We start from the raw sequence: 23,323 nt of genomic DNA, 5'->3' as shown, positions 1-23,323 counted from the left end.
TGGGCGAAAAGCAAATGAAAAGAATATATTCGCTTATGTTGTCTGTATTTGTTGCGGTGTCCATCCTGAGTGGAATACCGTTCACAAATATAGATGTTAATGCTGCGCCTAAAAATCAATATTTGAGGAAGACCAATGACCTTGTAAAGCTTCGCATGCCGGAAAGTGTAGAGTTGGCAGAACGAACTGTAACAGGGACGAAGTCGAATGTCCTTGGCAGTACCAATTACAATAACGGGGTCGCAACGGGCACACATTATAATTACCTGAGTGATAAGGCCAGGATTATCTACAGAGCCTTTATGGCAGCAAGCAGTCATGTCTTTGCTCATGGAACAGATGTAGACAATGTAAGCTACACCGAGCTTGCACCGCTTGCAAAATATGAGACTGCTGTATTTTCAGTCTACGACCAGGATTTACAGGATGCATACGAAGCAGTCAGATATGATCATCCGGATTTGCTGCAGCTTACAATGTCTGATATTCAGATAGCCTATGAGCCGGTTAATTATGGGAATGAAATAAAATATAACACATATCTTTTTCTGGTTTCTTCCAATTCTGTTTATGATCAGGCCTGGTTTGATCAGACTACAAGTTCAATGAAAGCTAAGAGAACCGAGTTCCTCTCTGATCAGAGCATAACAAGTGCGAGCGGAGTTTTGGGAAAAGAGCTTGCAATTCACGATAAGCTCATGTCAATCACTACATATGATTTTGATTGTGTAAATAATCCTGATTGTGCAAATAATCCTGCTCAGTTAGGGCACACTGCTTATGGTGCGCTTTTTAGAGGCCTATCAGTTTGCGATGGATACTCCATGGCTTATGAATATTTGCTGGAAGGGGTGGGAATCCATTCTATGGTTATAGGCGGAATGGCTGATGGCGGCGGCCATGCCTGGAATATCGTCAAGCAGTCAGGCCAGTGGTACGAGGTTGATGTCACCTGGGATGATGATGATACGATCAGCGGAGTGTCTGCGGAAACAGAGTATGAGGAAAGGCATCGTTTTTATCATCTGACAACGGCTCAGATATCTAATTATTCATATACTAATGGTTCTACGCAGGTAACAATTACCAGATACAGGGATGGTTTTTCAACAAATTCTCCAAAAGCGACGTCAACACAGTATAGCTGGGAGAATATTAAAACACTTCTTGCTTCCGGTGGTGACGTTCAGTATGTTGAAGTTACAGGTATATCTATTGATCCTCAGACTGTGAAAGCTACAGGAGCTGATATCGGCACAGAAGGAGTCCTTACAGCGACGATAACTCCTGCAAATGCAACGAATAAGACGCTTGTCTTTTCAAGTAAAAATGAACAGGTTGTCACGGTGGATGAAAACGGCCGATACAGGATTGTAGGCACAGGCAGCGCATATGTCACGGTTTCGACTTACGATGGAGAATATGAGGCTTCCTGTCTGTTTACAGTAAGCGCTGATGATAATGCTGCAAAAGACGATAATATCGACTATACCGGGATTTTTGACGGCGATGGAGATAATGCCGAAAATAACGAGCAGGAGACTGCTATCGGAGATAATATCAGCAGTAGTGACAAGAACTATCTGGTAGTCTCTTCTGACAGTGTTGCTGTTACAAAGCAGAGCAACAAGAAGGTCAAAAAGGTGAAAATTGGCGATAGCATCACCTACAACGGCAAAACCTATAAAATCGTTGAAATCAAGGCGAATTCCTATAAAAAATGCAAGAAATTAAAGACTCTCAGCCTGGGTAGAAATATTACCAAAATTGGCAAGGGCGCCTTTAGGGGCTGCAAGAATCTCGATAAGATTACAGTAAGGGGCAACAGCCTAAGTACAATCGAGTCCGGCAGTTTTGCGGGCATAAAGGATGGAGCCAGGATCACGATTATTTGTAAGAACAGGAAGATGTTTGAAAAGCTTGTAAAGAAATTCAAACAGGCTGGAGCAAATAAGGCTGTTTTCATCTATAAAAAGGGATGATTAAAATAAAATTTTTGTATATGTTTCCGGAGGGTATTTAAGAAATGAACAAGAGATTTTCCAATGCTTTGACTGCGGTGGCAGGTTTGATGATTGGAAGTACTATATTAACAGCTTCTGGCATGGGTGTACATGCATCAGAGGCTGTTAATTTTATGCAGACAGAACCTGAAGAAGTTTTCATAACTGATAATGCGGGCGAATCTGAAGAACTTCTTGAAGGCTTCATGCATAAGCAGGCTTATTCGAAGTCTTCAGTAAAAACCAGAAACAGTAAGAGAAGATCAACGCTTAGCGGAGTGAATGTATATATTTACGATGAATTAAAGAAGTCAATAGAAAAAATAGCAAATGGTGAACTTGCTTCTTCTAAAATGACAGTGTCAATTTCTCTAAAAGATTATTTTGGAGATAACTGGAAAGACAAATATACTCCGGCGGACTTTGGCCTTTCGAGTTTTAGAGATAGCGATGGATATCTTTCAGCAGAAGTGACTAAGACTTTGACAGGGTATTTGGGGTATGAGCCTTCAAAAATAACGAAAGCGCTTCGCTTTGATTCACCTTATGAGATGTACTGGTTCGGAAACAGTACATCTCATTCTACGGGGTTTTCCTGTAAAATTTACGGAGATGGTACCACAACTTGGTTAGAGTTGGATGAGGTTCAGAATTATAAATTTTCTTTTACTGTATCTGCTAATTATAGTGTATCTGGGGAAAAGGACACATTTGATGTAGATACTAATAAGTGTAAGGCAGTAAAGACTGCTGCAGCTAATGCTAATGCTATCATAAGAGCCAATGCAGCGAAGAATGACTACGAAAAGCTTAAGGCATATAACGATGCTATTTGTGAACTGAATACTTATAACAAGCAAGCTGCAAAAGATGACAGCACTCCTTATGGAAATCCCTGGCAAATGATATATGTTTTTGATGAAGATCCCACTACAAATGTTGTATGTGAAGGGTATGCGAAGGCCTTCAAGTATCTTTGTGATGGCAGTACATTTGAAAACAGTTTGATTGAATGCTACATCATAACGGGAACAATGAGTGATGGTAAGGGATCTGAAGGCCACATGTGGAATCATGTGCGTATGGATGATGGAAAAATCTATCTTGTTGATGTCACCAACTGTGATTCAAACAGTGTCGGGTATCCTTATAAACTGTTCCTGGCGGGCGGAAAGAAGGTAAGCTCTACAACATGGCTTAAGCCCAATAAAGTAAATGTTTATTATACCTGCGATACGGATACTATAAGCACCTATTCTGTCACTGAAAGGACATGGTCTGAAACAGATTACAATGCTGCTGATGCCCAGGATGCCCAAAAGGTTACTGTAACTTTTGATCCCAACGGGGGACAACTGGAGACCAATACAAGAGTGGTAAGTGCCGGAATAAATATAGGCACATTACCTACTCCTACAAGGACTAATTATATTTTCGACGGATGGTATACCGAAAAAACCGGTGGAAGGCAGATTGGTACTGCCGAAACATTTGATGCGGATACGACTGTTTATGCGCATTGGACCGGAGTGAACGTAAACGTAATATATAAAAATAATGATGGCACCAATAATAATACTCAGAAAATCGTAAGATATGGTGAAGCATACGGAACCATGCCGCAGATAACAAGAACAGGCTATACTCTTGATGGCTGGTATACAGAAAAAGACGGCGGAGTTAAGGTAACTGTGGATACTGTTATATCCAATCCCAATACGCATACACTCTATGCTCATTGGAATGCTAATGCCTGTACCATAACCTTCGATGCAAATGGTGGACAGGTAGGAGAGACTAGCAGAATCAGGAACTATGATGCGCAGTATGGCACATTGCCTGTTCCTACACGTGCATACTATAGTTTTGACGGATGGTATGATGCACCTGAAGGTGGAAAAAATGTTTTGGATACATACGCTGTTAAGGGCGACATAACACTTTATGCACATTGGAGCAAAATTGAGTTAACAGCCAGCTTCGACAGTAATGATGGAAGCGGAAAAATAACAAGAAAAGCAGTAACGTATGGTGAAAAATACGGAGAATTATCAGTCCTTTCAAGAACAGGATATACCTTTGAAGGCTGGTATACTTCCGGACAAGGTGGAAGCCGTATCACAGCAGATACAATAGTTAGTGATTCATCAGATCATACACTTTATGCACATTGGAAAGTTAATACTTATACCGTAACCTTCGATGCAAATGGCGGACAGGCTGAAGAAGTAAGCAGAACCAGGTATTATGGTGAGGCATATGGAGCTTTCCCTGAAGCTACCAACGGATATTTGAAGCTTGAGGGATGGTATGATGCGCGTGAGGGCGGAAATCAGATAAATATCTCCGATAAGGTTAAGGGAGATATAACACTTTATGCTCACTGGTATGAACTTGGTTTGAACGCTACTTTTGTAAAAAATGATGGCTCAGGGAAGACAACTATCATAAGAGTAATATATGGAAAACCTTACGGGGAGCTTCCTATAGTTACGAATGAGGGCTATACATTTGAGGGCTGGTACATTGAGGACCAGGGAGAGCCTATCACTGCGGATACACTGGTATTAACAGATAAGTCGCACAAGATATATGCTCGCTGGGCTACTATCCAGGAACCACAGGATGAAAATGCCGAGTACAGCCTCAGTACTATTCCAAATAAAAGTATTCGCATCTTTGAGAAAAATACGGTTGAAGCTACACTGTTGAAAAACGGAAGCGTAGTTCAGGATCTGACTGATTATAGGTTTGAATGGGGAAATTATGCGAGTGATAGTGGGAACTATTGTGAAATAAAACCTTTATCTCAAAGACAGGATTCCGTGGTTATTGAGTTTTTTAACAAATATTCCAATGCGGATAAAGGACAATTTTATCTTAAGGTATATGAAGGAACTAATCCTGAACCGATTGCTACAACAAAATTTACATTCTTCTATAAGATATATAACATGACCGTGTCCTTCGACTATAACGGCGGAACAGGATCCGCTTCTCCTATTCATGTTACTGAGGGTGAGGCTTACGGTCCACTTCCTACAAATGCGTGCAGAGAAGGGTGCAATTTTGATGGATGGTTTACAGCGCCAGACGGAGGATATGAAGTTACTGAAGACTATGTTGTTGGGGAAACTCAGGATCATACGCTCTATGCACACTGGTCATGGGATGTATCGAAGCAGCAGGGGCAGAACCAGAATCAGCAACAGGAACAGAACCGGCAGGCAGATGAACCTGATGCAAACGAAAATGGCGGACAGGCTCAGAATAACGAAAGCCAGGATAGAACACCTGAAGAACCTGTACAGGATACGATTGTTGCGATTGATAATAATGATCAAAACGCACAGCTGCCTGAAGGCGGAATGGTAGAGAACGGCGGAAATGAGTATCAGCTTTCTGAATCCGGCACTGCTTCTGTTGCTGCGGCAAATGATAAAAATGTTACTTCCGTAAATATCGGCAGCGAGGTTTCCTACGGCGGCCAGACTTACAAGGTAACTGAGATTAAGAGCAGCGCCTATAAGAACTGTAAAAAGCTAAAGAGTGTTACTATCGGTTCTAATATTGTAAAGATAGGTTCAAATGCGTTTAACGGCTGCAAGAACCTTAAGAATATTACTATTAAAGCAAATAACCTTAAGTCTGTCGGAGGAGGCAGCTTTAAGGGAATTAAGAACGGAGCGAAGATCACAGTAATCTGTAAGGATAAGAAGACTTATAACAAGATTGTGAAAAAGCTCAAGAAGGCAGGAGCCAAGAAGGCTAAGTTCAAATTTAAAAAGGGATGAACAATTTTTTCGGGGATAAAAGAAATACTTGAAATTAATAATGAAAAACTGTTATGATAAGAAACTGGTAACTTTCAGAGGGAACGTTATCAACGATACTATCAATTTTTGTTTTATATTTTAGGGAGGAAAAGGGGAATGAAAGAAAAGTTCTTCAAATTCTCGCAGATGCTTGTTGCAATGGCAGCATTTGCAATTGTATTCACCATGGGTGGGGATTCCACCAAGGCTGCTAGTTATGGCTATGTTAGTAATATAATGCAAACAGCCCAGACAGAGACTTCTGTTACAATATCATGGACTCATACAGGACCGGGTGTGGACTATATTGGTTATAGTACTGATCCTGATAGCGGTAATGCCGGAAAACAGGCCAAGGCTATGGCTGAAAGCAGACAGATAGCAGTTCCGAAGGGACAGACTTCATATACTATCAGCAATCTTGCGCCTCACAGCACAGTTTGTTTTGCTATAGGAACTCCCGGATATAAGAATAGCATGTACGCTTCAACAAAACATTGCAAAACTCAGCCCGGAGTTGTAATACCCAGACAGAAAGAGTGGTATAGAGCAGCTCTTACATGTTGGATTGAGTGGGATAAGCAGGCTTGTGCAGATGGATATGAGTATCTCTTCACAGATTCAAGAGGCAATGTTATCGACCAGGGAACTTGTACAGGTGGAACTTTCAGTGAGCCTGTAAAGAACAACAAGATTTATAAGGTACAGATAAGAGCTTATTCTGATATAAATAATAGACAGGAGCAGAGAGTTTATTCTGAATGGTCACCCTGGACTTACCTTATGACTCAGCCGGGCGCTAAGCCGAGGAGAGGACAGACTCAGCTTGGCCTTGATGTACATGTATCAGGCGGAAAGCTTATCGTTGACTGGGAAAAGGTTGATGATGTATCAGGATACTACATTTATATTGCAACCAAGAAGGGCGGCAAGTTTACAAAGGTTAAGACCTGTAAGGCAAGCACCGGCAGAGCAGTAATCAAGAAGTTTAAGAAAAAGAAGTTTAAGTCAAATAAGAAGTACTATGTATTTGTTCAGTCCTTCAAGGATGTAAACGGTCAGAGATATAATTCCGGTATGAACTACATCTCATATAATAATGGCAGATACAGTAGCTTCATATATGCTCAAAGTTGGAATTAAAAAATATGAAACCTTTAAATAAAAAGGTGGTAATAGCCACAACAGTCGGAATGGCAGCACTTTTCCTTTCGACTGCGGCATGTGGCTATGGCCCGTCAACAATGGTGGAACCGGCTCAGGATAGCTATAATACATCCGAAGAGTCCGGAAATAATGAAACAGATAGCACGGTAGAGGAATCAGAAGAGGCTGAAAATGAGTGATGCTGATATCAAAACCGAGCATTTGCGGCTCCAGGCGGGAGTCAGAAAACAGCTGATTGAGAAGCCTCTTCTCACACAGCTGTTTTTTGAATTGACGCTTCGGTGTAATGAGTATTGCCTTCACTGCGGATCAAGATGCGGTGATGTCAGTGCGGATGAGATGACTGCAGATGACTGGAAGGAAATTCTGGATCAGGTAAAAGTGGACTTTGAAGGTAAGCTTCCGCAGATAAATATTACGGGCGGAGAACCTTTACTGTATCCGCATTTTGAAGAGATCCTCAGTTATGCACATTCCCTTGGCTTTACCTGGGGAATGACCACAAACGGAACCCTCATAACGCCGGAAGTAGCCGCTATGCTGAAAAGATGCGGGATGGCCAGTGTATCAATAAGTATTGATGGAATAAAAGCTACTCATGACAGGCTTCGTGGAAAAGATGGGGCCTATGATCTTGCGATGGTGGGGATTCAGAATCTTATCGATGCGGATTTCGTGAAAGCGATTCAGGTGACAACTGTGGTTAATCATGAGACCATGAGAGAGCTTGATGACCTGTATGAGATTATGTGCGGCCTGGACATAGACAGCTGGAGAATCATGGGCATAGAGCCTATAGGAAGAGCTATTGATCATCCGGAGCTGTTACTTACTTCTGAGGATCATAAGAACCTGATGGAATTTATCAGGAATAAAAGGCTTATGAATATGCCTGTTACCTATGGCTGTTTTCATTATCTTGGCCTCAAATACGAAGGGGAAGTGAGAGATTGGTATTTTACCTGCATGGCAGGAATAACTGTTGCCAGCATCACATCCAAGGGCGATGTGATGGCCTGTCTTGATATAGACAGAACGCCTAAGACCATTCAGGGAAATATCCATGATCGCAGTTTTGCCGATATGTGGAATAATGAGTTCAAGGTCTTCCGCTATGACAAGGCAGAGAATGATGAAAACTGTAAAAACTGCGACAGCCGCAAGTTCTGCATGGGAGGCTCCTGCCACACCTGGGATTTTGATAATAATAAGCAGCGACTTTGTCTGCTAAAAGAACTTACAAGTTAAAAAATAAGCGCTTCAGGGAAGTATAAAAAAATACTCTCGGAAGCGCTTAATTATTTTATTTAAAGAATACCTGAAGTGCGTGGTACAGGTGAAGCTGCCATGCCTTGATGTCATGAACTCCGCCTGGGATGATGTAGAAATCATAGTTCTGTCCCTGAATGAGAAGGTCTGACTTGGCGACAGCCTTTTCCATGATATCCTTGTGCTCTTCGAAGGCGATGTCCTTATCGCCGTTGCAGCAAAGCATGTATTTGAGATCGAAGCCGTTTGCCTTTCCGTCAGCCAGAGTCTTGCAGATTCTCTCTACCTCAACCGCGTGATCGCCGAATGGTCCGCAGCATCCGGAGAAGGGGCCATACCATGCAAACAGATCGAAGTTGTTATAAAAAGCAGCGCGATAGGTGGTCATGGAACCGAGGGAAAGACCAGCAAAAGCTCGGTGGTCTCTGGTTTTTATCAAGTTTTCTTCCGAAACATTTTTATCCGAAAAACAGGAATACTTAACCTCGACAGCAGGAATCAGATCATTTCTGATCTCATATCTGAAGTTCTCACATCTGGATTCATCATGCGTGTGCTGGTCCTCTTCATCATGGTAGAAGGTAGGAGTTACTATGATGCAGGGATCACATATTTTCTCTGCAAACATGTTATCCAGAATCGTAACCGTCTCAGGAAAATCCTTGAACCAGTAATTATGATTGCAGGCGCCGCCGTGCAGCAAGTAGAGAATGTTGTACTTCTTTGATTCATCATATCCGCAGGGCAGATATACAAGCGCTTTTTTGTGCAGAATGCGCGCCTCGTCATCATAGGTCTGCGAATCATATTCCAGAACTTCTATGCGTCCTTTGTTAGGTTGTTCAGAAAGCATTTTTGAGGGCATTTCGTATATAAAGTTCATTTGTCATCCTCCTTATAATTGTTAATACATATTATAGAAAAAGATAGAGGAATAAACCTATCGGAAATTGCGAAATCGGCAATATATTTTTGCAAAAAACCGTTTTACAATGATAATGAGCGATACCACACATTCAGGAAAAGAGGAGGGCAAAGGATGAACTTTTCAGAGCAGACAAAGAAAAACATTTATCTTGTTGTTATCGGATTATCGGTTATTGTGATGATCATACTGGTGTGCGGATATATCAGGGATAAAAAGTCCGCCCCGGATGAGAACCAGGGGGAAACACCGATAGCGCAGATGAAGCCTCAAAAGGATAAAGTCCTGGTGTCAATAAGCACTGAGACGATACAGGACGGACTTTCAAATATGGGGATACTGCTGACGCAGGAGTACTATTTTACGCAGGTTGAGAAGTACACCAAGGAAAAGAAAATTCTGAGCGTGCTGCCTACATCCTCTGAGTTCATGTACAGTTATGACGGTGCGGTCATGGCGGGGATTGATTTTGAGAAAATCGAGATCACCAAGGATGAAAAAGAAAAGAAGCTCACGGTCCATATGCCGGAGTCTGAGATACAGACGGTGAATGTCGATAAGGATACCTTCAAGATATACTCGGAGAAGGACTCCCTTTGGAATCCTCTTAAGCTTGAGGATTATAATATTTCTCTTGCTGAGTTTGAAAACACAGCGAAACAGAAGGCGCTTGACAGCGGAATTCTGGAAAGATCCGATGAGCAGGCAAAGAATTTGGTGATGAATTTTATAAAGAATTTCCCTTCTGCATCGGACTACGAAATTGTATTTGAATAAGGAGCGCGGCTATGACATTAAAGAAATTTACATGGATTGTTGTTCTTATACTTGTGGCAGTTATCTCTTTTACAAAGGTTGCACCCTGGGCGGTGAAACCTGAAAATCATACGCATACGATGGAGCAGACAGAGGAGAAGATAAACACGGTTCTTACTCTTTCCGGCGGTGCAGCGGCAACAGCGGCGACTCTTTCTCTGCTTCCCGGGGATATGTGCACACCGATAGCGGAACAGCTTTCGGAACTTGCAAAGTATTTTCTGCTTATTCTTAGTGCCCTCTATCTGGAAAAATTTCTTATAAGCATCTCGGGATATATCGCGTTTTCAGTATTTATCCCACTAGCCTGCCTCGTTTTATGCGGAGTAGTTATATTCGGAAAAAAGAGCTGGATAGCTGTTGCAGGCAAAATAGCCCTCATCGGGCTCATAATTTATATGATTGTTCCCGCCAGTGTAAAACTCTCCGACATGGTGTATCAGACACAGGTTTCAAGGGTTAATGAGACAGTTGAAGAGTATAATGAGCTTGATATTGAGTCGGATTCCGAGGGCGGAATTTTGGATGAGCTCACGACACTTACAAGTGATACGGTGGACAGGGTGACGAAATTTTTAAGCGGCCTTTTGGAGTCTCTGGCGGTTATGATCGTTACGGCCTGCGTTATTCCTATACTTGTCTTTGTGTTCCTTGTACTCCTTGTGAAAATGATTTTTACATCAAATGTGATGACGCTTGATTCCGGAGTGATTGATTTAATTGCGGAAAAGGTTTCGAAGAAACGATAGATTTGTTATAATAATTAAGTCACTAACTGTTTCGGGGGAAACAAAAAACTCATAAAGGAGGAGAAGGTATAATGAAAGGTTTTGCAATGCTCAAAATCGGCGAAGTGGGCTGGATCGAGAAGGAACGCCCTGCTTGCGGACCCATGGATGCTATCTGTCGTCCGCTCGCTATCGCTATCTGTACTTCAGACGTTCACACAGTCTGGGAAGGCGCGGTAGGTGATCGCCACAACATGATTCTCGGCCACGAGGGATGCGCTGAGGTCGTTGAAGTTGGTAGTATGGTTAAGGATTTCAAACCCGGTGACAAGGTTCTGGTACCTGCTATCACACCTGACTGGAATTCACTTGAAGCACAGGCAGGCTATTCCATGCACTCCGGCGGAATGCTGGCAGGATGGAAGTTCTCTAATTTCAAGGATGGTCTTGATTCCGAATTCTTCCATGTAAATGATGCTGACGGTAACCTTGCACACATGCCTGAAGGTATGTCACTTGAGGATGCCTGCATGCTTTCAGACATGGTTCCCACAGGATTCCACGGCGTTGAGCTGGCAGATATCCAGTTTGGTGATACTGTTCTTGTTATCGGTATCGGACCGGTTGGTCTTATGAGTGTTGCCGGTGCACACATGCGCGGCGCATCAAGAATCATCGCAGTAGGAACACGTCCGAAGTGCGTTGAAGTTGCTAAGGCTTATGGCGCTGATGAATTCATCAGCTACAAGAACGGCACAATCGAGGATCAGGTTCTTGCAATGACAGACGGACAGGGTGTTGACAGAGTCGTTGTAGCAGGCGGCGGTGTTCAGACCTTTGAATCAGCTGTTAAGTCACTCAAGCCCGGCGGAAAGATCGGTAATGTCAACTATCTTGGAAGCGGCGACTATATCACAATCCCCAGAGTAGAGTGGGGCGTAGGTATGGGACACAAGCAGCTTGCAGGAGGACTTATGCCCGGTGGAAGACTCCGTATGGAAAAACTCGGAGCTCTTGTTTCTTCAGGAAAACTTGATGTAAGCAAGCTTTCAACACATGTATTCCACGGCTGGGAGCATATTCCGGAGGCATTACAGCTTATGAAGGATAAGCCCGCTGAACTTATTAAACCTGTTGTAATTCTTGATAATCAGCCATAATAAAGGATTTTCCGGGGCGGTCATCTGACCGCCCTGTTTTTAAGTAGACTTAAATTTGTTAGGAGCATTAAAGATATGCAGATTTTACTTATATCCGGCTTTCTCGGAGCAGGTAAAACCACGTTTATAAAGGAACTGATTAAAAGGACGGACAAGCGTCCTGTCATAATGGAAAATGAATACGGTGCAAATAACCTTGATTCACTTGAACTTCAGAATGCATCATCAAAAGAATCAGATATAAAGGTATTGGAGTTTATGGAGGGATGCGTGTGCTGCACCATGAAGGACAGCTTCGTCAATTCGGTGCTTGCGATCTTTTCATCCCTTGATCCCGAGTACTTGATAATAGAGCCTACAGGTGTAGGAAAGCTTAGCAGCATTATTGAGAACCTGAAGCCGGTTCTGAACAAAGTGATATTCCTGCTTCAGCCGACGGTGGTGATTTCACCTCTTTCCTTCAGGCAGAATATGAAGGAGTGGCCGGAGCTTTATACAGATCAGATTGCAAATGCGGGCAGAGTTGTCTTTTCAAAATGCGAAAATGCGGATCCGGATGAAATAAAGAAGGTTACGGAAGAAATCAGGCAAATAAATCCCAAGGCAGAAATTATCAGTGAGCATTACTCAAAGATGGATGATAAATGGTGGGACAGCCTTTTTCAGACAGAACTGACAGGCGATGGGGCTGTGGGATTAACGCATGACAATGGTGACGGTACTAAAGCGATGACAGTCTCAGATGAAACTGAAAGCGGCAGTTCGGAAGTATTCTCACAAGTAAGCATACAGAAGGCAGGAGTACATAATCCCACACAGCTCGTTCAGCTCCTGGAGGACTGCCTTAGAGGTGAGTTCGGACTTGTGAGCAGGGCTAAGGGTACGCTTTGGGTAGGCAGTGAAATACTGCGATTTGACCTGGCGGATAGAATGTATGCTGTAACAGACTCTCCGGATGATAACTGCCAGTGCGTTTTCATCGGGAAAAATCTGGATGAAAAGAAGCTCAAAGCAAGGCTAATCGGCAGCTCTCGAAGGACTTTGAAGTGAGCTGCATGTTATGGTATCATGTTTCAGGATGTATAGGCATCATTGAAACAAATTAGTAAGGAATGGATTTTTAAATGTCAGAATTTGATCAGAGTAAAATCAGGAATTTTTGCATAGTGGCTCATATTGATCACGGTAAGTCAACACTTGCGGATCGTATGATTGAGACCACAGGTGTTCTCACCAGCAGAGAGATGCAGAACCAGGTGCTGGATAACATGGACATCGAGCGAGAGAGAGGTATAACCATCAAATCTCAGGCTGTGCGAATGGTATATAAGGCTAAGGACGGCGAGGAGTATGTTTTCAATATGATTGATACTCCCGGTCACGTGGATTTCGGATATGAGGTTTCAAGAAGCCTTGCGGCCTGCGACGGCGCAATCCTTGTTGTTGATGCAACTCAGGGCGTAGAGGCGCAGACTCTTGCAAACGTTTATCTGGCCCTTGACCATGACCTGGATGTCTTTCCTGTGATAAATAAAATAGATCTTCCCAGTGCCAGACCGGACGAAGTAAAGGAAGAAATCGAGGATGTCATCGGTATTGAGGCCCATGATGCACCTCTTGTTTCCGCAAAACTTGGAACGGGAATCGAGGATGTGCTTGAGGCTGTTGTGCACAGAATTCCCGCACCTACAGGTGATGCGAATAAGCCTCTTAAGGCGCTCATTTTTGATTCGGTATATGATTCATACCGCGGAGTTATCGTTTTTGTAAGAGTAAGGGACGGTGTCCTGAAAAAAGGAATGACCGCTAAGTGCATGGCTTCAGGAGCTTCATGGGAAGTTGTTGAAGTAGGTTATTTCGGTCCGGGACAGTTTATCCCCTGCGATGAATTGTCAGCAGGAAGCGTAGGATACTTTACCGCTTCAATTAAGAATATCCAGGATGCGCGTGTCGGTGATACAGTTACGGATGCGTTAAATCCTTGCGAGGAAGTACTCCCTGGTTATAAAAAGGTAATGCCCATGGTTTACTGCGGACTTTACCCGGCTGATACAGCAAGATATCCTGAGCTTCGAGATGCGCTTGAAAAGCTGCAGCTTAACGATGCTTCGCTTTTCTATGAACCTGAGACTTCACAGGCTCTGGGCTTTGGATTCCGTGCAGGTTTCCTTGGACTGTTACATCTTGAGGTAATTCAGGAGAGACTTGAGAGAGAGTACAATCTCGACCTTGTAACCACAGCACCGGGCGTTGTTTATAAGGTGCACAAGACCGACGGCACAGTGTTTGATTTGACAAACCCTGCAAATCTCCCTGATCCTGCGGAGATTGAATTTATGGAGGAGCCCATTGTAAACGGTGAGATCATGGTTACTACGGACTATGTCGGATCCATCATGCAGCTTTGTCAGGAGAGACGAGGCAGATACATCAGTACCGAATACATCGAGGCTACCAGAGCGGTTCTTAAGTACGAGCTTCCGCTTAATGAGATTATTTATGACTTCTTCGATGCTTTAAAATCACGTTCAAGAGGCTATGCATCCTTTGATTATGAGATAAAAGGCTACGAGCAGTCTACACTTGTTAAGCTTGATATTTTGATAAATCATGAGCAGGTTGATGCACTTTCATTCATCGTACACAAGGACGGAGCGTACGATCGCGGCCGTAAGATGTGTGAGAAGTTAAAGGGCGAGATCCCGAGACACCTCTTTGAGATTCCGATTCAGGCGGCAATCGGCGGAAAGGTTATCGCCAGAGAGACCGTCAAGGCTATGCGTAAGGACGTGCTTGCGAAGTGCTACGGTGGTGATATCAGCCGTAAGAGGAAGCTTCTTGAGAAACAAAAGGAAGGTAAAAAGAAGATGCGCCAGATCGGCAGCGTAGAGATACCTCAGCAGGCCTTCCTCAGCGTATTAAAACTGGATGAGGGAAATTGATGACTTCACTTGGTATCTACATCCACATACCTTTTTGTATCCAGAAGTGTCTGTACTGCGACTTTCTCTCCTTTCCGGAGGGGAGACAGCAGCAGGCACTTTATTTTGATGCCCTGAAAAAGGAAATGCAATCAGCGGCGGATGAATGCGGAGATTATGAAGTTGTATCTGTTTTCTTCGGTGGCGGAACGCCTACTTCCGTGGAACCGCAGTTTATCGCGGAAATAATGGACATATTGAAGGAGAAGTACAACCTCTCTGCGGATGCTGAAATAACTATCGAATGTAATCCCGGAACCGCTGATTTTAATGCCATTAATCTCTACCATGAATCAGGAATAAACAGACTGAGCATAGGACTGCAGTCCGCAAAGGACGAAGAACTGCGGCGTCTTGGAAGAATCCATAATCTGTCACAGTTTGAGGAATGCTATAAAAATGCCCGGGCAGCAGGTTTTGATAATATAAATGTGGATATGATGAGTGCCCTTCCGGGGCAGAGCCTCGAGGACTGGAAAAGTAATCTGGAGTTTGTCTGCAAACTTGATCCAAAGCCTGAACATATCTCTGCGTATAGTCTCATAATCGAGGAGGGGACCCCTTTCTATCAGATATATGGAGACGAGGCGGAGCAGCTTGAAAAAAGTGGTGATGCGACTAATGTTGCAAGCGAAAATGTGTATCTTCCGCTTCCCGATGAAGAAACAGAGCGCGTAATGTATCGGCTAACTAAGGCGATTCTCGCTGAAAACGGTTACCACAGATATGAGATATCAAACTACGCGACGGAAGGATTTGAGTGCCTTCACAATAAGCGCTACTGGCAGGGGGGTGACTACATCGGATTCGGCCTTGGAGCAGCGTCGCTCATGAGAGGCGAGCGTTTTCACAATACCGTGGATTTTCAAAAATACCTGAAGTGCCTGACCTCAGATGAAAGTGTGAGTGATGATTTCAGACCGGAAAGCATTCGTGAGGATATAGAAAAACTTGATACCACAGCCAGGATGGAGGAGTTCATGTTCCTTGGACTTCGCATGATATGCGGTGTTTCAGTGGAGGAATTCAAAAAAAGATTTGACCGTGAGATTGACGAAGTTTACGGCGATGTAATAAATGAGCTTGTATCTGACGGACTCATGATTCGTGAAGGGGATAGTATTCGACTCACCGATAAGGGACTTGATATCAGCAATTACTGCATGGCGAAGTTTTTGCTATGAGCTTATGCAATGAAGCATATTTTGATGGGGGGAAGACAAAAGACAAAAATATATAAGACAAGGAAAATATAGTTAGATGAAAAAAGAAACACGAAGTAACAAAAAGCTTTTATGGATAATAATCATTCTTTTATTTATTATCCTTGCGCTTACCGCATGGTTTGAAATCCCTGTAACAGAGCATTTTAAGCTTGAAAGTGGCGGCAAAATTACCGGTCACATGCGTTTTGCACTTATCACGGACCTCCATTCTTGTTATTACGGAAAAGACCAGGAAAAACTTAAAAATATGATCGATAAGGAAGAGGTGGATGCAGTACTTTTATCAGGAGATATTTTCGATGATAGATTTGATGATTCCAATTCGAAAATGATTATTGAAAAACTTGCTACCGAATATCCCTGCTATTATGTTGCCGGGAACCACGAGTTTTGGAGCGGCAGAGTACAGGAGATGAAGGAATATCTTAAAACTGTCGGAGTGATAGTGCTTGAAGGTGGCAACACTGAACTTGAAGTTCGTGGGAATACAATAGACATCTGCGGAGTTGATGATCCCACCTATATGTCCATGGATGAGTGGAGAAAGCAGCTTGAAAGCGCCATGACCATATCGGATAATTACAAGATTCTTTTGTCACACAGACCTGAAAAGGTAGATGTGTATAAGGATTATAATTTTGACCTTGTTGTAGCAGGACATGCTCACGGCGGACAGTGGAGAATTCCCTTTACAAAGTACGGAGTAGAAGCGCCGGATCAGGGCCTTTTCCCTAAATATGTCGATGGGCTTCATACTTTATCTGATAAAACCAAAATGATTGTAAGCAGAGGCCTTTCAAGGGAGAGAATACCGCTTCCAAGGTTTTTCAATCATCCGGAAGTGGTGATTATCGAGATTGATTAAATATCGCAGTTCGGATTTTGCTTTTGCAGACCGAATAAGATTCTGCGATAATAATATATATGAATAATAGATTATCTGATAAAACTAAAAAACAATATGACATGCTAAGCGGGAGTTTGCTGGATAAAATTGTTATCTTTGCACTTCCGCTTGCTATTTCCAGTATATTACAGCAGCTTTTTAATGCTGCTGACCTTGCTGTGGTCGGAAGATTCGCTTCTTCGGAGGCAATGGCAGCGGTAGGAAGCAACTCATCGGTAATCGGACTTCTTATCAGCTTTTTTATCGGCTTGTCCGTTGGTGCAAATGCTCTTATCGCCATGGAAATCGGAAGAGGAAGAAATGACCAGATAAAGGAGACTGTGCACACGGTAATTGCGGTTTCTCTCATCGCGGGTATTGCACTCGTTTTTATTGGCTTTTTTATATCAAAACCGATTCTGATACTTATGGGTGCGCCGCAGAATGTTATGTCTCTCGCAATCGTTTATCTTCGCATTTATTTCCTTGGAATGCCTGCAGTAATGATATACAACTATGGCTCGGCGATCCTTAGGAGTAAGGGAGATTCGAAGCGCCCTCTGTATGCCATGATGATTGCAGGAGTAATAAACATTCTTTTGAATCTTCTTTTTGTTGTGGTGTTCCATCTGCATGTAATCGGAGTTGCTTTGGCGACGGTGCTTTCAAATATGTTCAGTGCGGGGCTTGTTCTGAGCTTTCTGATGACGGAGGAAGAACCGTTCAGATTGGAGTTTAAAAAGCTTTCCATCAAAAAGAAGTACCTCATCCGTATGATGAAGATAGGCCTTCCGGCGGGGCTTCAAGGCGCAGTTTTTTCTCTTTCCAATGTTGTGATTCAGTCTGCTGTAAACAGCTTTGGAGCAGATGCGATTGCAGGTTCAACTGCCGCAACCAATTTTGATTTCATTTCGTATTGTGCAATGAGTGCTTTTGCACAGTCTGCAGTAACTTTCACCAGTCAGAACTACGGCGCCTGCAATTTCGATCGCTGCAAAAAAGTATTCAGGATTTGCATGCTGTGTGGAATCGGGGTGTCTGCTACGGTAGTATTTTTGCTGGTGACCTTCAGATATCAGGCGATTCAGCTATTTACAACCGATCAGGCGGTAACAGAGTTTGCCATGAAAAGAATAATGACAGCGTTCGTACTGCATTTCCTTATAGGATCTTATGAAATCAGCGGTGGCGCACTAAGAGGAATGAACCATTCTCTGGCGCCTGCGGTTATATCTATTTTTGGAACCTGCGTCTTCAGGCTGATTTATGTATTTACCTATATTCCGAGCCATCATACTTTTGAGGCACTTTTCCGCGTATATCCGATTTCCTGGGTTATAACAGGGACAGTAACTTTAAGTGTGTATTTTATTGTGAGGAACAAAGAGTTTAGAAAGATTGCTGATAGGAAATAAGAAAAATATAAGGAGCGCAAATTATCATGAACAACGACAGTAAATACAGGCTTGCAGAGGCAATTAAGGAGTGCATGAAAACAACCTCTGTTGAGAATATTACGGTAAAACAAATTGTGGATATCTGTGGTGTTTCAAGGCAGACGTTCTACCGCAATTTTATAGATAAGTACGACCTCATAAACTGGTACTTCGACAGACTCCTTGAGCAGTCCTTTAAAGAAATGGGCAGTAAGGAAAATCTGAAAGAGGGACTTATAAAGAAATTCAAGTACATAAAGGCTGAGAGAGTATTCTTTTCTGCAGCCTTTCGCTTTGATGAGCAAAACAACCTCAAGGAACATGACTTTATCATGATTTATGAGTTTTACTGCAGACTCATAAGGGAAAAGACAGGGAAGCTTCCGGATAAGAAAACACGAAAGCTTCTGGAAATGTACTGTCAGGCCTCAATTTATATGACAGTTCAGTGGGTGCTTAAAGGCATGAAGGAATCAGAGTCAGAACTTGCTGATCTGATGATAGACGCCATGCCGGCTCCGATTGCAAAACTCTTTTCCGAGCTTGGAATATCATGGAACAAAATATCAAAAGTGTAACTTATATTTGTATCCCATAAATGCTAAGGTTTTAAGTGGTAGGTAATGTCTGTGTAACGCAGGCAAAATAATAATTTTTTATGGGAGGCATTTATAATGGCAAACAGAATTTCATTAAACGGCACATCCTATCATGGAGCAGGTGCCATCGCAGAAGTAGTTAACGAGATTAACAACAACGGATTCAAAAAAGCATTCGTGGCTTCTGATCCCGATCTTATCAAGTTCGGGGTAACATCAAAGGTTACAGATCTTCTCGACGGAGCTAAGATTCCTTACGAGATATATTCCGATATCAAACCCAATCCCACAATTGAGAACGTAAAGAACGGCGTTGAAGCCTTCAAAAAGTCAGGTGCTGACTGCATTGTTGCTGTTGGTGGCGGATCTTCAATGGATACCTCCAAGGCCATCGGTATAATCATCACAAACCCTGAGTTTGCTGATGTTCGTTCACTTGAAGGTGTTGCGCCCACAAAGAACCCTTGCGTTCCGATCATTGCAATTCCCACAACAGCAGGAACAGCTGCAGAGGTAACTATCAACTACGTTATCACGGATGTTGAAAAAGAGAGAAAGTTCGTATGTGTTGATACACACGATATGCCCATCGTTGCTATCGTTGATCCCGAGATGATGAGCTCGATGCCCAAGGGACTTACAGCAGCAACAGGTATGGATGCGCTTACACATGCAATCGAAGGTTATACAACAAGAGCAGCCTGGGAGATGACAGACATGTTCCATCTCGAGGCTATCAGACTTATCTCCAAGAATCTTCGCGGCGCTGTTGAAAATACCAAGGAAGGCCGTGAGGGAATGGCACTTGGTCAGTACATCGCAGGAATGGGCTTCTCCAACGTAGGCCTTGGAATTGACCACGCTATGGCTCATACACTTTCAGCTCACTATGATACTCCTCATGGTGTTGCCTGCGCTATGTTCCTTCCTATCTCCATGGAGTTCAACCGCGAGCACACCGGCGAGAGACTTCGCGAGGTTGCAAGAGCAATGGGTGTTGAGGGCGTAGATAACATGAGCCAGGAAGAGTACAGAGATGCTGCAATTGCCGCAGTTAAGAAGCTTTCTGAGGATGTTGGTATTCCGAAGACTCTTGATAAGATCAAGGAAGAAGATCTCGATACACTTGCAACAGATGCTCTTAACGATGCTTGCTATCCCGGCAATCCTCGTGAGGCAACCAAGGAGCAGGTAATCGAAATGTTCCGTATGCTTATGGCATAATGTGTAGATTTTACGTCCCCCTTTTCAGCTATAATTTTGCTGGAGAGGGGGAAATTTTATATGTCTTGATTCAAAAATCATTCACTATCCTCATGATGTAAGAACTGAAGTGGTAAGGGAGGAGGTAGGCAGAGATTAACCCCGCCTATAAAACCCGGTCCCGGTCTGGGATACGATACCCATAATGCATAATTCCACCAGGCAGTTCATGACTTGAGCGACCGATATTTCAATTCCACTTGACAACAGTTTTTCAAAAATAACGGATGTGGTCTGGGGATAAAAATCCAGTGAATTAAAAATGCATTCCTGTGTTTTATTGAGCCCAAATGTGGATGAGTCATTTATGAAATCATTTTTATCGGATGAAGAATTACCGCCAAGTGCAGCAGACTTTTTGCAAACATTCTTCCCAAGATTTCTTTTCAGATAATCCACGATATCTTCCGGACTTGATGCGATATTTGCACCTTGTCTGATCAGTGAATTACATCCATAGCTAAGGCTGTCGCAGATCCTTCCGGGGAGTGCGAATACCTCACGGCCCTGTTCAAGGGCCATATCAACAGTGATAAGTGTGCCGCTTTTTTCTCTTGCCTCTATCACAAGGACGACATCTGACAATCCGCTTATTATCCTGTTTCTTGGCGGGAAAAACTGCGGCTTTGGCTGCGTTCCCGGAAGATATTCCGATATCACCCCTCCGGAGGATATCAGCTCATCATAGAGACTCCGGTTTTCCTCGGGATAACAGATATCTACGCCGCAGCCCAGAACTCCGTAGGAGTCTCCTCCGGCATATACAGCTGCCTGCTGAGATATGCCGTCGATGCCACGAGCCATGCCGCTTATTATCTGGACTCCCATGGACGCCAGCTTTTCGCCGAAAAGTTTGGCGGCAAATTTTCCGTATTCGGAACTGTTTCTCGCACCTATAATCGACACGGAAGGCCTCCTCTCATCAGGAAGTTTGCCGGCGCAGTATAGGGCAAAGGGCGGATCCGGGATATCAAGAAGCCGTATCGGATAGCCTGCTGATCCATAGTGATAAAAGTCGATTCCGGTATTGTATAGATGCTCATATTCAGCCTCGAGATCCCACTGCTTCCTTTTCAAGGCGAAGGCCTTGGACTGCTTCACAGTCATGATTTTCTTTAGCAGACTTTCATCGGCTTCAAAGATATTCTTACAACTTCCAAATTCCTGAAGGAGTTTCATAAGAGTCTTATTTCCAAGCCCCGGAACATTATGGAGCATATATGCGTAAGCATTATCTGTTATCATGACACGCTCCTTTCTGAAACTCTTTTGCTGAAATATTTTGAATCCATCATTCTGTAGCAGGCAGCTTCTGTCAGATGCCGGGCCTCGATATTTTCAGAGCACTCAAGATCCGCAATTGTACGCGCTACTCGCAGAACCTTGTGATATGCGCGGGCGGAGAGATCCATAGTGTTGAAAATCTGCTCCATGAGGCGTTGCTCCTTGATACCCAGCTTGCAGTATTTTTGAATCTGTTTGGGGCTCATCTCAGAATTGAAACGTATGCCTTCGCTTACAAATCTCTTTCTTTGAATTTCTACAGTTCTCATCACACGCTTTCTTATCTCAGCGCTTGTTTCGTTGCAGGAGGTTCCGTGACTTAGCTCGCTGACATCCACTTTGGCGGCTTCTATGCTGATGTCGATTCGATCCAGTATAGGACCCGATATTCTGCCCAGATACTTGCGTATCTCTGACTCCGAGCATTTACATTTGTTGAGATCCGGGTAATAACCGCAGGGGCAGGGATTCATCGCACCAACCAGAAGCAGATCGGCAGGATAGGAAAAGTTGCCACCGCTTCGTGCTATATGAACCTCGCGGTCCTCGAGAGGCTGCCTTAAGAGATTCAAGGTATTGCGTTTAAATTCTGCCATTTCATCAAGAAACATTACACCTCTGTGGGAGAGAGAAATAACGCCGGGATGAGGATATAATCCACCTCCGGCAAGGGCTGATTCGGTTATCGAGTGATGCGGACTCATGAAGGGGCGTCGGGTTATAAGAGTTTCGCCCTTTTTCAGCATCCCTGCAACACTGTAAATTGATGATACTTCCAGCGCTTCGTCCCTCGAAAGAGGAGGCATGATGGAAGGAATTCTCTTTGCCACCATGCTTTTTCCCGAACCCGGAGGGCCTATCAGAAGAATATGGTGATATCCTGCAGTCGCAATTTCCACAGCTCTCTTAACCGCGGATTGACCGTTGATCTCTGCAAAATCCATGCCCTTTAGATAGTCATCACGGCATTCTGCATTTTTGAAAAGCGCATCGACATCGACTAATGTTGGCATGATCAGCGAATTTCGTTCTTCTTTATCGGTTTTGAGATATGCCACAACTTCGGAAAGGGAGCTTACACCAATTACCTTCATTCCCTGAACAACCGCTCCCTCACGGGCATTGTCCGCAGGCAGGATACATGTTTTAAAACCGCAGGAATAGGCGTGAGTCACCATCGGAAGAATTCCGCTGACCGCCTTTACCTCGCCGTTTAGTCCGAGCTCGCCGATGACAATTGTATCTTCGAGTGCATCTGCCTGAATCTCGCCGACTGCTGAAAGGATACCCACTGCCACCGGCAAATCCACGGCGATGCCCGACTTCCTGATATCAGCGGGAGAGAGGTTAACCGTAATCCTCATGGGAGGAAGCGGATAGCCTGCGTTTTTCAAAGCGACCTTAACTCTCTCTGCCGCCTCCCGGACATCGCTGCTCATAAAACCCACCATGTTGAACATTGGTATGCCGTCAGAGGTGTCAACCTCTACCTGCATCAGATACGGCATAATACCTTTTACCGCACCTGAAATTACTGTACTGAACATTAAAAATACTCCTTTCGGGCGCAAAAATAGCGCATCAAAGGATCTCTTCGAAATCAAATACAGGAAAATACGGAGAAACTCCGTGTGGAAAAAATAAGCGCGTTTACGCGCAAAAACAATTATATACAAACGAGACCTTTTTGCAAGAGGAAAATCCTAAAGTTACAAAAATTCATCTAAATTTTAGCTTTATTTCATTCTATGTTCGTTGACTTTTA

The 23,323-nt window shown here is 43.5% G+C and carries 18 protein-coding genes; 15 read left to right on the top strand and 3 right to left on the bottom strand.

Features of this window, described 5'->3' with window-relative positions:
- Nucleotides 1-14 precede the first annotated feature (14 nt).
- The 5 genes from BMW61_RS10340 (at nt 15) to BMW61_RS10320 (ending at nt 8,233) form a co-directional block, all read left to right on the top strand.
- Nucleotides 15-1,982, top strand: coding sequence for a leucine-rich repeat protein (locus BMW61_RS10340; protein ID WP_175475159.1), 1,968 nt, complete (start codon nt 15-17; stop codon nt 1,980-1,982).
- Nucleotides 1,983-2,026: 44 nt separating this feature from the next.
- Complete coding sequence (locus BMW61_RS10335) at nt 2,027-5,797, top strand: InlB B-repeat-containing protein (RefSeq protein WP_091821613.1); 3,771 nt, start codon at nt 2,027-2,029, stop codon at nt 5,795-5,797.
- A 138-nt stretch (nt 5,798-5,935) separates the two neighbouring features.
- Nucleotides 5,936-6,961, top strand: a complete 1,026-nt coding sequence (locus tag BMW61_RS10330; protein ID WP_091821610.1) for a fibronectin type III domain-containing protein — start codon at nt 5,936-5,938, stop codon at nt 6,959-6,961.
- 5 nt (nt 6,962-6,966) lie between these two features.
- Nucleotides 6,967-7,164 carry a hypothetical protein gene (locus BMW61_RS10325; RefSeq protein ID WP_091821607.1) on the top strand — a complete coding sequence of 66 codons (198 nt, stop codon included), beginning with the start codon at nt 6,967-6,969 and terminating at the stop codon, nt 7,162-7,164.
- On the top strand, nt 7,157-8,233 hold the full coding sequence (locus BMW61_RS10320) for a radical SAM/SPASM domain-containing protein (RefSeq protein WP_091821603.1): 1,077 nt from the start codon (nt 7,157-7,159) through the stop codon (nt 8,231-8,233). The genes BMW61_RS10325 and BMW61_RS10320 overlap by 8 nt, the downstream gene beginning before the upstream one ends.
- 55 nt (nt 8,234-8,288) lie before the next feature.
- On the opposite strand, the gene BMW61_RS10315 is transcribed toward BMW61_RS10320, so the two are convergent.
- Entirely contained in the window at nt 8,289-9,137 is an 849-nt protein-coding gene (locus BMW61_RS10315; RefSeq protein ID WP_091821600.1) for an alpha/beta hydrolase, read from the bottom strand.
- Nucleotides 9,138-9,293: 156 nt separating this feature from the next.
- Between BMW61_RS10315 and BMW61_RS10310 the strand changes: the two genes are divergently transcribed.
- The 10 genes from BMW61_RS10310 (at nt 9,294) to fucO (ending at nt 20,235) form a co-directional block, all read left to right on the top strand.
- The gene (locus tag BMW61_RS10310) at nt 9,294-9,956 is read left to right on the top strand and encodes a DUF4230 domain-containing protein (RefSeq protein ID WP_091821597.1); all 663 of its coding nucleotides are present in this window, start codon (nt 9,294-9,296) and stop codon (nt 9,954-9,956) included.
- Nucleotides 9,957-9,967: 11 nt separating this feature from the next.
- On the top strand, nt 9,968-10,744 hold the full coding sequence (locus BMW61_RS10305; protein WP_091821594.1) for a hypothetical protein: 777 nt from the start codon (nt 9,968-9,970) through the stop codon (nt 10,742-10,744).
- A 71-nt stretch (nt 10,745-10,815) separates the two neighbouring features.
- Nucleotides 10,816-11,883, top strand: a complete 1,068-nt coding sequence (locus BMW61_RS10300; RefSeq protein ID WP_022760755.1) for an NAD(P)-dependent alcohol dehydrogenase — start codon at nt 10,816-10,818, stop codon at nt 11,881-11,883.
- A 75-nt stretch (nt 11,884-11,958) separates the two neighbouring features.
- Complete coding sequence (locus tag BMW61_RS10295; protein WP_091821592.1) at nt 11,959-12,933, top strand: CobW family GTP-binding protein; 975 nt, start codon at nt 11,959-11,961, stop codon at nt 12,931-12,933.
- Between the two features lie 74 nt (nt 12,934-13,007).
- Nucleotides 13,008-14,825 carry a translation elongation factor 4 gene (gene lepA, locus BMW61_RS10290; RefSeq protein ID WP_091821589.1) on the top strand — a complete coding sequence of 606 codons (1,818 nt, stop codon included), beginning with the start codon at nt 13,008-13,010 and terminating at the stop codon, nt 14,823-14,825.
- The gene (gene hemW / locus BMW61_RS10285; RefSeq protein WP_091821586.1) at nt 14,825-16,048 is read left to right on the top strand and encodes a radical SAM family heme chaperone HemW; all 1,224 of its coding nucleotides are present in this window, start codon (nt 14,825-14,827) and stop codon (nt 16,046-16,048) included. Before lepA ends, hemW begins: the two co-directional genes overlap by 1 nt.
- A gap of 76 nt (nt 16,049-16,124) precedes the next feature.
- Nucleotides 16,125-16,955 carry a metallophosphoesterase gene (locus tag BMW61_RS10280; protein WP_091821583.1) on the top strand — a complete coding sequence of 277 codons (831 nt, stop codon included), beginning with the start codon at nt 16,125-16,127 and terminating at the stop codon, nt 16,953-16,955.
- 59 nt (nt 16,956-17,014) lie between these two features.
- Nucleotides 17,015-18,391: an MATE family efflux transporter gene (locus tag BMW61_RS10275; protein WP_022760750.1), complete on the top strand. Its 1,377-nt coding sequence runs from the start codon at nt 17,015-17,017 to the stop codon at nt 18,389-18,391.
- 26 nt (nt 18,392-18,417) lie between these two features.
- Complete coding sequence (locus BMW61_RS10270; protein ID WP_026497919.1) at nt 18,418-18,990, top strand: TetR/AcrR family transcriptional regulator C-terminal domain-containing protein; 573 nt, start codon at nt 18,418-18,420, stop codon at nt 18,988-18,990.
- Nucleotides 18,991-19,086: 96 nt separating this feature from the next.
- Complete coding sequence (gene fucO, locus BMW61_RS10265; RefSeq protein WP_022760748.1) at nt 19,087-20,235, top strand: lactaldehyde reductase; 1,149 nt, start codon at nt 19,087-19,089, stop codon at nt 20,233-20,235.
- 135 nt (nt 20,236-20,370) lie between these two features.
- Here the strand turns inward: fucO and dprA are convergent, their stop codons facing one another.
- Nucleotides 20,371-21,519, bottom strand: a complete 1,149-nt coding sequence (dprA, locus tag BMW61_RS10260) for a DNA-processing protein DprA (protein WP_091821580.1) — start codon at nt 21,517-21,519, stop codon at nt 20,371-20,373.
- Nucleotides 21,516-23,105 (bottom strand): YifB family Mg chelatase-like AAA ATPase, encoded by a 1,590-nt coding sequence (locus BMW61_RS10255; protein ID WP_091821577.1) that lies wholly within the window; start codon nt 23,103-23,105, stop codon nt 21,516-21,518. The genes dprA and BMW61_RS10255 overlap by 4 nt, the downstream gene beginning before the upstream one ends.
- Between the last annotated feature and the right edge of the window lie 218 nt (nt 23,106-23,323).

This window comes from Butyrivibrio sp. ob235 (genome assembly GCF_900109475.1).
In the GTDB taxonomy this organism is placed as follows: domain Bacteria; phylum Bacillota; class Clostridia; order Lachnospirales; family Lachnospiraceae; genus Butyrivibrio.
This window is presented reverse-complemented; position numbering and strand designations above follow the sequence as displayed.

What these genes read in the sequence shown, in the direction of transcription:
- BMW61_RS10325 (WP_091821607.1), top strand. Translation starts at nt 6,967, where the DNA reads ATGAAACCTTTAAATAAAAAGGTGGTAATAGCCACAACAGTCGGAATG.
- BMW61_RS10320 (WP_091821603.1), top strand. Translation starts at nt 7,157, where the DNA reads ATGAGTGATGCTGATATCAAAACCGAGCATTTGCGGCTCCAGGCGGGA.
- BMW61_RS10295 (WP_091821592.1), top strand. Translation starts at nt 11,959, where the DNA reads ATGCAGATTTTACTTATATCCGGCTTTCTCGGAGCAGGTAAAACCACG.
- lepA (WP_091821589.1), top strand. Translation starts at nt 13,008, where the DNA reads ATGTCAGAATTTGATCAGAGTAAAATCAGGAATTTTTGCATAGTGGCT.
- BMW61_RS10340 (WP_175475159.1), top strand. Translation starts at nt 15, where the DNA reads ATGAAAAGAATATATTCGCTTATGTTGTCTGTATTTGTTGCGGTGTCC.
- BMW61_RS10300 (WP_022760755.1), top strand. Translation starts at nt 10,816, where the DNA reads ATGAAAGGTTTTGCAATGCTCAAAATCGGCGAAGTGGGCTGGATCGAG.
- dprA (WP_091821580.1), bottom strand. Translation starts at nt 21,519, where the DNA reads ATGATAACAGATAATGCTTACGCATATATGCTCCATAATGTTCCGGGG.
- BMW61_RS10280 (WP_091821583.1), top strand. Translation starts at nt 16,125, where the DNA reads ATGAAAAAAGAAACACGAAGTAACAAAAAGCTTTTATGGATAATAATC.
- fucO (WP_022760748.1), top strand. Translation starts at nt 19,087, where the DNA reads ATGGCAAACAGAATTTCATTAAACGGCACATCCTATCATGGAGCAGGT.
- BMW61_RS10270 (WP_026497919.1), top strand. Translation starts at nt 18,418, where the DNA reads ATGAACAACGACAGTAAATACAGGCTTGCAGAGGCAATTAAGGAGTGC.
- BMW61_RS10330 (WP_091821610.1), top strand. Translation starts at nt 5,936, where the DNA reads ATGAAAGAAAAGTTCTTCAAATTCTCGCAGATGCTTGTTGCAATGGCA.
- BMW61_RS10255 (WP_091821577.1), bottom strand. Translation starts at nt 23,105, where the DNA reads ATGTTCAGTACAGTAATTTCAGGTGCGGTAAAAGGTATTATGCCGTAT.
- hemW (WP_091821586.1), top strand. Translation starts at nt 14,825, where the DNA reads ATGACTTCACTTGGTATCTACATCCACATACCTTTTTGTATCCAGAAG.
- BMW61_RS10275 (WP_022760750.1), top strand. Translation starts at nt 17,015, where the DNA reads ATGAATAATAGATTATCTGATAAAACTAAAAAACAATATGACATGCTA.
- BMW61_RS10305 (WP_091821594.1), top strand. Translation starts at nt 9,968, where the DNA reads ATGACATTAAAGAAATTTACATGGATTGTTGTTCTTATACTTGTGGCA.
- BMW61_RS10315 (WP_091821600.1), bottom strand. Translation starts at nt 9,137, where the DNA reads ATGAACTTTATATACGAAATGCCCTCAAAAATGCTTTCTGAACAACCT.
- BMW61_RS10335 (WP_091821613.1), top strand. Translation starts at nt 2,027, where the DNA reads ATGAACAAGAGATTTTCCAATGCTTTGACTGCGGTGGCAGGTTTGATG.
- BMW61_RS10310 (WP_091821597.1), top strand. Translation starts at nt 9,294, where the DNA reads ATGAACTTTTCAGAGCAGACAAAGAAAAACATTTATCTTGTTGTTATC.